The organism is Paenibacillus phytohabitans (assembly GCF_013141775.1).
GTDB lineage: Bacteria > Bacillota > Bacilli > Paenibacillales > Paenibacillaceae > Paenibacillus_AQ > Paenibacillus_AQ phytohabitans.
Map to the genome: position 1 here is coordinate 1 of NZ_WHOB01000062.1, position 12347 is coordinate 12347.

The 12347-nt window shown below is 49.4% G+C and carries 11 protein-coding genes; 8 read left to right on the top strand and 3 right to left on the bottom strand.

The genetic code is table 11. From position 1 onward, the window contains the following. The 5 genes from GC101_RS20500 to GC101_RS20520 all read left to right on the top strand — a co-directional run. Window positions 1-426 (top strand): alpha-L-arabinofuranosidase C-terminal domain-containing protein (locus GC101_RS20500; RefSeq protein ID WP_281365906.1); only part of this gene is annotated, 426 nt, incomplete at its 5' end. Window positions 427-490: 64 nt separating this feature from the next. Beyond that, window positions 491-1822: an ABC transporter substrate-binding protein gene (locus GC101_RS20505; RefSeq protein WP_171718763.1), complete on the top strand. Its 1332-nt coding sequence runs from the start codon at window positions 491-493 to the stop codon at window positions 1820-1822. A gap of 90 nt (window positions 1823-1912) precedes the next feature. Further along, a complete protein-coding gene (locus GC101_RS20510) occupies window positions 1913-2806 on the top strand; it encodes a carbohydrate ABC transporter permease (RefSeq protein ID WP_039310521.1) in 894 nt (297 codons plus the stop codon). 1 nt (window position 2807) lies between these two features. After that, on the top strand, window positions 2808-3641 hold the full coding sequence (locus tag GC101_RS20515; protein WP_171718764.1) for a carbohydrate ABC transporter permease: 834 nt from the start codon (window positions 2808-2810) through the stop codon (window positions 3639-3641). A gap of 65 nt (window positions 3642-3706) precedes the next feature. Further along, window positions 3707-4669, top strand: coding sequence for a glycoside hydrolase family 43 protein (locus GC101_RS20520; RefSeq protein ID WP_171718970.1), 963 nt, complete (start codon window positions 3707-3709; stop codon window positions 4667-4669). Between the two features lie 714 nt (window positions 4670-5383). Here GC101_RS20520 and GC101_RS20525 read toward each other — a convergent pair. From GC101_RS20525 to GC101_RS20535, 3 genes are all read right to left on the bottom strand, one after another. Beyond that, window positions 5384-6709, bottom strand: coding sequence for a DUF4179 domain-containing protein (locus GC101_RS20525; protein ID WP_171718765.1), 1326 nt, complete (start codon window positions 6707-6709; stop codon window positions 5384-5386). Then, complete coding sequence (locus GC101_RS20530; RefSeq protein WP_171718766.1) at window positions 6648-7244, bottom strand: RNA polymerase sigma factor; 597 nt, start codon at window positions 7242-7244, stop codon at window positions 6648-6650. The genes GC101_RS20525 and GC101_RS20530 overlap by 62 nt, the downstream gene beginning before the upstream one ends. A gap of 142 nt (window positions 7245-7386) precedes the next feature. Beyond that, window positions 7387-8241 carry an AraC family transcriptional regulator gene (locus GC101_RS20535; protein WP_171718767.1) on the bottom strand — a complete coding sequence of 285 codons (855 nt, stop codon included), beginning with the start codon at window positions 8239-8241 and terminating at the stop codon, window positions 7387-7389. A 453-nt stretch (window positions 8242-8694) separates the two neighbouring features. On the opposite strand from GC101_RS20535, the gene GC101_RS20540 reads away from it, so the two are divergent. From GC101_RS20540 to GC101_RS20550, 3 genes are all read left to right on the top strand, one after another. After that, window positions 8695-10323: a type 2 periplasmic-binding domain-containing protein gene (locus GC101_RS20540; RefSeq protein WP_171718768.1), complete on the top strand. Its 1629-nt coding sequence runs from the start codon at window positions 8695-8697 to the stop codon at window positions 10321-10323. 134 nt (window positions 10324-10457) lie between these two features. Then, window positions 10458-11414 carry an ABC transporter permease gene (locus tag GC101_RS20545; RefSeq protein ID WP_042134843.1) on the top strand — a complete coding sequence of 319 codons (957 nt, stop codon included), beginning with the start codon at window positions 10458-10460 and terminating at the stop codon, window positions 11412-11414. A gap of 27 nt (window positions 11415-11441) precedes the next feature. Beyond that, entirely contained in the window at window positions 11442-12347 is a 906-nt protein-coding gene (locus GC101_RS20550; RefSeq protein ID WP_171718769.1) for a carbohydrate ABC transporter permease, read from the top strand.

Consider the following 12347-nt stretch of genomic DNA (forward strand, 5'->3'; position numbering starts at 1 on the left):
GGTGCTGCCTGGAAGCAGACCATCTTCTATCCTTATCTGCATGCTTCCAAATATGGACGCGGTGTTTCGCTTCAGCCGATTGTGAATTCACCGAAATACGATGCACAGGATTACACCGATGTTCCTTATCTGGACAGCGCGATTGTACATAATGAGGAGCAGGGGGAGCTGACTATTTTTGCGGTGAACCGTCATTTGGAGGAAGGCCTGCACCTGAAGGCCGATATCCGGGGCTTCGAGGGGTATACCCTGCTTGAGCATATCGTTCTGAAGCATGATGACCTGAAAGCTGTGAATACGCCCGCAGAACAGAAGGTACAGCCGGTGCAGGCTGCCGGTACCGTATGCAAGGATGGATACGTAGACACACTTCTCTCCAAAGCTTCGTGGAACGTAATCCGGCTGAAGAAAAGCGCAGGCTTGTGAGCCGGACTGTAAAAGCAGTTCTTATATAACTGATATTTTGTACACAAATAAGGGAGGTTTAAGGATGAAGAAGAAGGGGTTTCTCGCATTAATGGTAGTGGCTATGGTAGTATTCCTGGCGGGCTGTGGAGGGTCATCGAAGGAGGAGGGCGGAGAAAGTTCGGTACTTAATGCCGGTGCCGGCGAGAGTGCGACTGAACTCTCCTACTGGACATTCGTTGAATTACACGGCCAGCATTTTGAGAAAATGCTAGAGAAATGGAATGCGGCCAATCCTGATCGTCAGATCAAGCTGAATGTTACAGTAATGCCTTATGACGATATGCACAACAAGTTATCGATCGCCGTGCAGACGGGCGTAGGCGCACCGGATATTGCCGATATTGAATTGGGTAAATTCCCTGACTTCCTGGCCGGAACACCACAGCTGGAACCGCTTAATGATGTAGCTGAGCCTTTCAAGGGTACAGTTGTGCAATCCCAGCTGGATTTGTACAGCAAAGAAGGAAATATCTACGGCCTGTCTACTCACGTAGGGGCAACCGTTGCCTTTTATAACACAGAAATTCTCGAACAGGCAGGAGTCGACTATAAGACGATTGTAACCTGGGATGACTTCAAGAAAGCCGGCATGCAAGTGTACGAAAAAACCGGCAAATACATGGGTACCGCTGACACAAGCGCTATCTGGCAAGAGTCGCTCCTTCTGGCACAGCAAGGCGCTGACCTCACTGATGAAGCCGGCAATCCAAAGGTGAATTCACCGGAGCTGGTGAAAGCCCTTACTATGCTCAAGGATCTGCAGGACAACAATGTAATCTCCACCATCGCCGGAGGGCAGCCGGATACAGAAGAAGCTTATGGTGAATACAACTCCGGTAACTATGCAGCAGCCTTCATGCCGCTATGGCAAATGTCGAGATACACCAACTACATGGCGGACTTGCAGGGCAAGATTGCCATTGCTCCGCTTCCGGTGTTTGAGAAAGGGATGCCAAGATCGTATGGCGGCGGCGGAACCGGTACTGTAGTTACCAAAACAGCCAAAGATGTACAGCTGGCTAAAGACTTCATTGCTTATGCGAAGCTTTCCCTGGATGCCAATATCGAAATCTGGAACACTCTCGGCTTTGACCCGATCAATATGAGCGTATGGGATATGAAAGACGTGACTCATAATCCTGAGAATCAGTTCGTGAAGTATTTTGTCAACAACCCGTTTGATGTATTGAATGAAATTAAAGACGAAATCCAGCTGATCAAATCCACATCGGCTTCACCGACCATCAATAATGTTCTTTGCACTGTTACCCTAAATGAAATCTTCGAGGACGGCAAGGATGTACAGAAGGCGCTCGATGATGCACAGGCACAAATTGAACAAGAGTTGAAATAACCGGATAGTTAAACTGGGAGAGCTACTCTGCGGGCAGAGTAGCTCTATTTTAAAGCACTATCCAAGTTCCACCATGAAAGGAGTAGAGCAATGTTTAAAAACTTTCTGTACTCGCAAAAGGTCGCTCCTTACGTGTTCGTGCTGCCCTTTGTGCTGGTGTTCCTCATTTTTTGGGTATATCCCCTGCTTAGCTCGTTCGGTATGAGTTTTCAAAAGGTAACACTAGGCCAGGAGGCACAGTGGGTAGGAATCGACAACTATACTAAGCTGATGAGTGACACGATCTTCTTCAAAGCCGTCCGCAACAGCGGCGTATATATGATCCTGACCCTGCTTATTCTTATTCCTTTTCCAATGCTGTTCGCGGTCCTGATCAACAATAAATTTATGTGGGGACGGGAATTCTTCAAATCCTCCTTCTTCTTTCCGGCACTTACCTCAGTGGTTGTAGCCGGTACGATCTTCAGATTAATGTTCGGTGAAATGGAGGGCTCATTGATCAACAGCCTTCTGGGCGTATTCGGTGTAGAGCCGGTTAAATTTCTGAAGGGGCAGGTCACAGGATTTATCGCCCTTGTCGCCTTGGCCAGCTGGAGATGGATGGGGGTCAATATGCTGTATTTTCTGTCCGGCCTGAAGAACATTCCGGATGATTATTATGAAGCGGCATCGATTGACGGAGCGTCAGCTTTTCAGAAATTCACAAGAATCACCATGCCTTTATTGAAGCCTACCACCATATATGTACTGACGATCAGTATTTACGCCGGTCTGGCCATGTTCATTGAGAGCATGATGTTATGGAACGGCAATAATTCCCCGAAGAATATAGGCCTTACCATTGTCGGGTATCTGTACCGCCAGGGAATTGAAAAGAACAATCTTGGATATGCGGCTGCGGTGGGTATTGTGCTGCTCTTGATTACTATGGTGATCAACCTGACACAACTGGCCTTTAGCGGCATGTTTAAGAAGGAGGATTAAGATGAAAAAAGAAACTGCAATCAAAATCGTCCTCTTTGCCTTCTTTACAGTGGTATGCCTCCTAATCCTGATCCCCTTCTATGCGGTGACGATTGCCTCCTTCAAGCCTGGTGAAGATTTGATCCGATATGGGCTGAATCTGAAGTTCGACCTTTCGGTAATGAATTTCGATAACTTCGTGTACCTCTTTACAGGCGATCATGCCTACTTTACATGGTTCTTTAATTCAGTCCTGCTTACGCTGGTGCAGGTAACGTTGACCTTGCTGGTAAGTGCCACAGTGGCTTATGGTTTCTCGGCATATGAATTTAGAGGGAAGAACTTCCTTTTTATATGTGTGCTTCTTATCATGATGGTTCCGTTTGAGATTCTGCTGCTGCCTCTGTATACCTTGACCAATAATATGGGGCTGATGAACAGCTACTCTGCAATTATTCTGCCGGGGATAGCCGGTGCAGCGACGATCTTCTTCTTCAGACAATATTTAAGCGGAATTCCGAAGGAAATCATTGCTGCCGGCAGAGTGGACGGGGCCAGTGAATACGGGATTTATCTGCGCCTGATTCTGCCTATTATGAAGCCTTCATTCGCCGCAATGGCGATCCTGAACGGTATGAACAGCTGGAACAACTTCCTATGGCCGTTCATGGTGCTTAGCAGTGAGCACAAATATACCCTGCCTATCGGACTCAAGACACTCCTAACTCCATATGGCAACAATTATGATTTACTTATTGTCGGCTCTTTTTTCTCCATTCTTCCCATTCTGGCCTTATTCCTGGCCTTCCAAAAGTATTTCATCGACGGGATGACCGCCGGAGCGGTAAAAGGGTAAAGCTTGCCTGTACTATTCCCAGATAATTTCTTAGATAAAATGCTCAGACCAAAGGAGAAACCATGATGAGTACAAATAGAGAGTACAGCAATCCGCTTGTGGAGCAGCGCGCAGATCCCTGGGTGTACAAACATACAGACGGCTATTACTATTTCACGGCTTCCGTGCCGGAGTATGACCGGATTGAAGTGCGCAGAGCTGCAACAATTGAAGGGTTGAGAGAAGCAATACCGGTCGTAGCCTGGCGCAAATATGAGAGTGGCCCGCTCAGCGCCAATATCTGGGCTCCCGAAATTCATTACATTGACGGCAAATGGTATATTTATTTCGCTGCCGCCCGGACCACCGAAACGAAGGAAGGGCTGTTCGACCACCGCATGTTCGTGCTGGAGAATGCTTCGGCGAACCCGCTGGAAGGGGAATGGGTAGAGAAAGGCCAGATGAAGACTGCCTGGGAATCCTTCGCCCTGGATGCCACTTCGTTCGAGCACAAGGGAGTGCGGTACTATGTATGGGCGCAAAAACACCCCGATATCGAGGGGAATTCCAACCTGTATATCTCGGCCATGGCGAACGGCTGGACGTTAACAGGTCCGCAGACGATGATCACCACGCCGGAGTATCCGTGGGAGATTATTGGCTTCCGGGTGAATGAGGGCGCAGCAGTGCTGAAGCGCAACGGCAAGATCTTCATGAGCTTCTCGGCCAGCGCGACCGACTACAATTACTGCATGGGTCTGCTCACGGCGGATGAGGACAGCGATCTGCTGGACGCGGCCTCCTGGACCAAACATCCTGAGCCGGTCTTCAAGACCAGTGAGGAGAACGGGCAATACGGCCCGGGGCACAACAGCTTCACGGTTGATGAGAACGGTGAGGATGTGCTGATCTATCATGCCCGCAACTATAAGGAGATTACCGGAGACCCGCTGTACGATCCGAACCGCCACACCCGGGCCCAGCGCCTGCATTGGAATGAAGACGGCACACCGGATTTCGGCGTGCCGGCGAAGGACGGCGGGAAGTAACGGACCGGTTCGCGTCCCGGAGCCGCAATGGCAGATGACTGGCCTGCAAGATGCGGAAAGCTCCTGTTCCGCAAGATACAGAATATCCCGCTCCCCTGGCAGGGGGGGCGGGATATTTTGCGTCTTCTTTTATCAGACGGGTTATAACTGTATTTGGTACAACTAAAGTCACCAGTTATTGCGCGGTAAGTATTATAGTTGTATTCTCTGCAATTATATTGACCTTTATGCCGCAAAGGAGCACTTTTCGCTACTTTTAGTTGCACAAAATACAATTAAGAGGCCGAATTTGCTTAGGGGCCGTCTTTTAAGTGTACGGAATACAACTATCGGTGAGAGAAGCTACTCTTAAGATATTCTTGATAACCTGCCGTTTGTGTGAGTGCTCTGAGTGGTCTATTGAATTCATGCGAGATCCTGCACAAAATACAACATTTTCCTCAGGATATCAGCCCTAATCCAAGATTGTTGTATGAAATACAGCATTTCTTCTCCGCCAAGCGGATTAGGCTGATAATTCTTGTATTTCGTACAACATTCCTCCCAAACATCCGGATATATAGGGGGCCAAGTTGTAAAACGTACAACATTTATACTTAGGTGAAGCTCTGTGCCGCGAATTGTGCATTGAACACAGAACATAGAACATAGAACATAGGAAGCTCACTCCACTCCTGCTGCCTGGCGCGGCACTTCGGAGACAATAGTGTGTTTTTAATGTTTCTTGCCATCTATAGGAACTGTAATGGTCTTGTTATAAGTCTTAATGTAGTGGTATCCATCCAGCAGCAGGAACTGCGGCGCATCCTCCGTATTGAACGAGTAGGTCCGTTCCCACAGGATGTTGCCGTTCTTCAAGTCCCACGGACGGGCCTGGGATATAGAAGCAACGGGAACTGTGGATTCTCCGGCTAGAACAGCTAAAGTCTCCGTGTCGAGGAAGGTGAACTGCTTCCCGGCGATCACGATATCATAGCTGGTACTGGTCCGGGTAACACTGCGGATCCAGAGCTTCTCCTCGCCAAGCAGAATGGAGCGGTCAGAGGGTGCGGACAGGGAGACAGGCTGTTCTATTTGCTCATATCCGGTGAAATTATCGAGTACCAGTTCAACACTTTGCAGCTTGTCTGTCGGGAGCACATCGTATTCGATTTCAAAATCTGTGAGTCCCGTTTTGCCGGAACGTGCCGAACGCATGGACCAGTAATTCACTTCCATCCCGTTCACATAGAGCTTGGTTACAGCCGAAAATCTCGGAGTTTCCCCATCTTCCAGTTCATAATGCCCCTTCACAAGGGTGGAGGTCGGAGAAGCTGTAATAGAATCATAGTGGACAGTTCCCTGATCCACCGGAACAGCTTGGGATATATCCGCTGTGAGCAGGCTTTTCATGGCTCGGTTCGCTTCAAATTTGAAGGAGACAGGATAGTGTGCCACTGTCCCATTCTCCAGCCACTCGCTGAATGTAACGGTCAATGTTCTGGAGAAGGGGCTGGCCGGCTCAAATTTGTATACTCCCTCGAAACGGGTACCGTCTTTGCTGCTGCCGCCGCTCCCCCCCAGGGGATCTGAATCCGTCAGGAACCCTTCCAGTTTATCTACTCCGTAACGGAGAGAATAGTTGCCGGCAGGGAAGTCGCCAGTATATACACTGCCTGAAGCCGGATCAATGCTGTAATACATCGTCAGGGCGTTGTCGTCCGCAATCACCCCGTTAATGGTAATAACCGTTCCGTCATCTAACGTTTTGCTTTTATGGACGCTTTGACCGTATCCGTGGTCCGCCAATTCAGTGAAGGCCATGGTATCCAGCTCGCTTTTACTAAACAGCTTCCCGCCGTAATAAGCAAATGCAGGATATTGATAGATGCCCACCGTCAGCATAAATGCTGCCGCTGCTGAGGCAACCCAGGTTCTTGCTCTAATCCGGGTTCTTGTCTTCACAGGAACGCGCTCAAGCGCTGTACGAAGTCTGCCCTCAAGTTCTGATGGGGTCATGATCTGCTGATGCTCCTGTAATCTCTCCTCGATCGTTCTCATAACGGTCACCTCCGATCATGGCTTTTAGTTTCTGTATGCCCTGCGAGATTCTTGACTTGATTGTACCCACCGGTGAATCGGTCATCTCGGCAATCGTCTGATAGGGAAGATCGTGAACATAGCGGAGTTCAATCGCTTCCCGCTGCCGCGGGTTCAGGTGAGCAAGCAGCGCCGACATGTCCATCTCAGACTCCGTATAGCGGTAGGGGTTATCTGCAGTCCATGCGGCAAGTGAAGGCTCCCGGTCGACTTCACCGTCCAGAGGAAGATAACGCTCCTGCTTGCGGAGGACGGTCTTGCAGCGGTTCACGAGTATCGTTTTGCTCCAGCTGTAGAAGGCCTCCCTTTTGTTCAACTGCTCCAGCTTCTCGTAAAGCGTAACAATCATATCTTCCATGACATCCATTGCGTCGTGTTCATTTCCCATATAGCTGTAGGCAAGCCTGTAATAAGCGTCCTGTTCGGCCAGGATTAGTTCTAATAAGGCTTCTTTGTTACCCCGCTGGGCTTGTCTCACAAGACGGCTTACATTCATGTTCTCACCTCTTTCATAGATAAGAGTCCGCAGAGGTTCTAAAAGTTCATTATGCACAAAAAAAATCTCCACAGCCTGTTCCGGGGGGAATGAGTAGCCCCTGGGAAGCCGCGGAGGAATTAGTATGATGAGCTTTCTTAATTCATTCGTAGAACAGCAGACGTTTGGCATAGGCATTGCGGAAGTCGGTGGGGGTGAGGCCGACGATCTTTTTGAACGATTTCATGAAATTATGGCAATCCTTATAGCCGAGCTGCAGGGAGACTTCACTGACATTGTGGTTGGTGTCTGCGAGCAGAAATTTCGCCAGCTCCATCTTCTGCTGCAGAATATATTGCTTCAGGGAGATCCCGGAGATCACGGTGAACAGATGGGAGAGATATTTCTCATTGTAGCCGAAGTAGGCGGCGATTTGCGATACCTTGATGTGTTCACTGCGGCTCCACTTGATGTAGTCCACAATATCGTTATAGAGCTGCTCCTGCTTCGTCTTTTTGAGCGGGTCAGCATCGGCATTGCAGGTCTGGTTGTACAGCTCGCATAGAATCACAGTAGCCATGTAGTTGTTGAGTGTAGTCTGATTGTAGCCCCGCACCGAATCCTGCAGCTGCTTCATCATTACGATAATTTTCTCCAGGCTCCGGAGGGTTCCGTACTGGGGCAATAGAATCCGGTTATCTTCCTTGTCATAGGTACGGGGAGCAAGATCGGCAACCTGAATTCCGCTTGTGGAATGAAAGTGCAGCCAGTAGAAACTGCATTCAGAGGGCTTGTACCCGTATTGCTTGGTGAGCGGAGGGAGGAGCAGATATTCCCCTTTGGAGACCGTGAATTGCTGGTTGTCACCGGCCAGATAGAGCACTCCTTCGGTCATAACGATAAGCTCGTAATCCTGCAAAATTCTGCTCAGGTGAATCCACTCTGCGGAGGGGGCGACAAACTTGCCGGTAATCTCCAGATTCACTGGCTTATCCACAATCAGCTCGAAGGCAGTCATTTGCATGTCCCCTTTTTTCTGACTTTAGTACACTTCTTCTAACCTTTATTATTCCTTAATCCCGGCATGAAGTAAAGCGCTTCCTAAATAAAAAGTTTAGGTAATGACTAACCTTTTTACACATATTCGAACATTAAACTATTTATCCGAATTTGAAATAAGGGTAAGCTGTAGATAAGACAAACAGACAAACTTAACCCATATTCAAACAAAGGAGATGAGGCAAAAAGCTTGTGAAATATGGCATTTGCGCTACAAATGGCGAGGGGATATTTTTTTAGAGTCTTATGTAAGCGTATACATTTTTGTGCGGGCAAAAAGCCGGAAACAAATTGGATCAGAAATGTGTGAGGAAAAATCCGGAAAAACAGAAGCGGTTTCGGTTAATTTTAACAAATGTTGAAATATATCTTGCTTGATCATAGAGGCGGACAGAAAAAGGGAGGATACAAAATGAAGAAGTTACTAACGGGTATGCTCGCGCTTATGCTCGGTGCGGCGGCGTTATCGGGATGCTCCGGCGGCAACAATACAAATACAGATACAGATGCTGCCGGTGGCGGAGATACGGGCAAGAAGGTGAAGCTTACAGCAATTATGACCAAACATCCGCTGACCCAGGAATTCTCCAAAATGCAATGGCTGCAGGAGGCCGAGGAACGCGCCGGAGTTGAAATTGAGTGGCAGGAGGTCACGGCGGATTGGGATCAGAAGAAGGGCACACTGCTTGCCAGCGGCGATATTCCTGACCTGATTGTAGGTGTGAATTCCATTACGGATGCCGATTTCTCGCAGTTCCCGGGCCTCTTCGAGGATATGACCGGACTGATCAAGGATTACGGCCCTAACGTACAGGCGATGTTCGATGCCAAACCGGAGACCAAAGTGATTGCCACACAGCTGGACGGCAAAATCTACGGCCTGCCCAAATACCAGAGATTCTGGCCGGAAACCACAACACGCCAGTTCATCAACCAGAAGTGGCTGGACAATCTCGGCTTGCAGATGCCTACGAACTGGGATGAGCTGTTCGATGTGCTGAAAGCATTCAAGGATGAGGATGCCAACGGAAACGGCGATAAGAATGACGAAATTCCGATGGATTTTGCCCCTACAGGAACGGTAGCGTTCGGTGCCTTTATGCCGACCGTGCTGATGGGCAGCGAAGGGATTACACTGACGGATAACAGCGGACTGGGTTATTTCGTCGAAGACGGCAAGGTGAAGAACTTCTTCACGGATGAGCGCTACAAAACGCTGGTCGCGTTCCTGAACAAATGCTTCAGCGCCGGACTGATCAATCCTGAAGTGTTCACCCAGGACTATACCAAATACCAGTCCGTTGCCCGCGGCAACGGTGAGACAGCAGCCGTCGGCTTCACCTGGGGCTGGGAGGTCACGGACAGAGTCGGTAATACGCTGGCTCCACAGTATGCCTCGATGTCCCCGCTCAAAGTATCGGCTGATTCAACCAGCAAGATTTCCTGGAGCTATGATTACAACTCCCTGAACTATGGGGTGAATGCAGTACAAATGTCCGCCCAATCCAAGCATAAGGAAGCGGCCATGAAGTTCATCAATGAATTGTATGATCCTACTGTAAGTATGCAGGTGCTGTTCGGCTCCCTCGGCACGAATATCGGTGACAATGGAGATGGCAGCTACAGTATTCTGCCTCCTGCGGATGCAGCGATGGACCCTGGTACCTGGAAATGGACCTCCTCCTGGGCCGATAACGGAGCTATGTATATTGCCGATTCCCTTAAGCTGACGCTGGGTACCGATATGCAGTCTGTCGGCAGCCAGACAGAGCCGCTCAAAGCAGCGCTGGACGGGATCAACAAGGATACGGATGTGCTGCCAAGCATGTTCATCAAGTACAGTGCGGCGGACAACAACACGATGAGCTTGAATAACACCGGTATGATGTCACTCGCCCTGTCGAAATGGTCGCAATGGATTACCAAGGGCGGCATTGATGCCGAGTGGGACGACTATGTGAAGAATATCGGGAAGACCGGTGTGGACAAGAATATTGAGATCATCCAGAAATATTACGATGACTATAAGAAGAATCAGTAATACAGCCTTGCAGCAGTTAACGCGCCATTAATCGAGGCACAGGTGCATAAGAGAAACCGGGACCGGAGGAAGCGTCAGCGGACAATCAGGCTGAGACTGCTTGTTCCGGCTCCTTGATGGAAGGGGCGGTTCTGATGATATCGAAGAATCTGTATGAGCATCCGGCTCAGCCAAGGGCACATAAGAAGCCCACCGTACTGAATACCTTCAAGCGGGATCATCAGCTGTGGATTATGATTTTTCCGGCTATTGTCGTGATCTTTATCTTCAACTATATCCCGATGTACGGCATCCAGCTGGCGTTCCGTGATTATGATTTCAGCAAAGGGCTGACCGGGGGCGCGTGGAGAGGGCTGTTCTATTTCCGGCAGTTTTTTGACAGCTATATGTTTGCCGATCTGATGAAAAACACGGTAGCGATCAGTCTCGCCACTGTAATTCTAAGCTTCCCCGCGCCCATCATTCTGGCGCTGCTGATCAACCAGGTGCGCTGGAAGCGCGCCAAAAAAACACTTCAGACGACCGTGTATCTGCCGCATTTTATCTCCATCGTCGTTATGGTGGGTCTGCTGAACGTACTGCTCTCCCCGAATTCGGGGGTAATCGGGCATATCCTCAGCTCGGTCGGATTGGGCGATGTCAACCTGCTGGGCTCAACGGGGACGTTCGTTCCGGTATATGTGCTCTCAGAGATCTGGCAGCATTGCGGGTGGAACAGCATCATCTATCTGGCCGCACTGTCTACTGTGGACCCGCAGCTCTATGATTCCTCCAAAATCGACGGGGCCAGCCGCTGGCAGACGATCAAGCATGTGGATATTCCGGCGCTGATTCCAACCATTATTATTCTGTTCGTGCTCAGTATGGGGAATGTGCTCAGTACGGGGTTCGAGAAGGTGTTCCTGATGCAGAATGCCCTGAACCTTCCGGTGTCCGAGGTCATCGCAACCTATGTCTACAAAATCGGGATTATCAGCAACCAGTTCAGCTATTCCGCCGCCATCGGGCTGTTTAATACCGTGATCAACTTTGTGTTCCTGTACGCGATGAATATGATTGCCCGCAAGTCCTCGGATATCAGCCTGTGGTAGCAGAGCTTACGGAAGGAGTGGAGTAACATGCAGCTAATCACTAACAGTAAAGGTAAAAATAAAACTGACATCCTCTTCGATGCTGTCGTATATCTGGTCTGCCTGCTCATCTTTTTGAGCATTGTGTACCCGCTGTATTTCGTCATTATCGCCTCTGTCAGTGACTCCACGCTGGTGTCGACAGGTCAGGTGACTATTTTCCCCAAGAATATCAGCTTCTTCGGCTATAGTGAAATTTTCAAGGATGCGCGGATCTGGACGGGGTATAGCAATACACTGCTCTATACGGTGCTTGGGACGGCCGTGAACCTGCTGTTCACCCTGCCTGCGGCGTACGTGCTGTCCAGACAGGAGTTCCGGGCCCGGCGTTTTCTGATGCTGACCTTTGTAATTACACTGTTCTTCAACGGAGGACTGATTCCGACCTACCTGCTGATGAAGGATATGCATATGACGAATACGATGTGGGTGTTTATTATCCCGTTCTGCGTGAATGTCTATAATCTGATTATCGCCCGCTCGTTCTTCGAGAATTCGATCCCGAGAGAGCTGTTTGAGGCGGCTTCGATGGATGGCTGTACGCATTTCAAATTCTTCCTCAAGGTCGCCCTGCCGCTCTCCAAAGCGGTGGTTTCAGTTATCGGACTGTATTATCTCGTTGCCCACTGGAATGACTTCTTCACCGGACTGATCTACATCCGCAGCAATAACCTGCAGCCGCTGCAGATAGTGCTGAGAGATATTCTGCTGTCCAACCAGGTGTTCTCGCAAGGTGCGGGAGCGGGCGGTTCAGCCGGAGGTTATGCCCAGCAGTATGCGGATCAGGTGAAGTATGGAGTCATCATCGTGTCTACCCTGCCTATTCTGATTGTGTACCCGTTCATCCAGAAGTACTTCGATAAAGGGGTCATGATCGGCTCGGTCAAAGGTTAA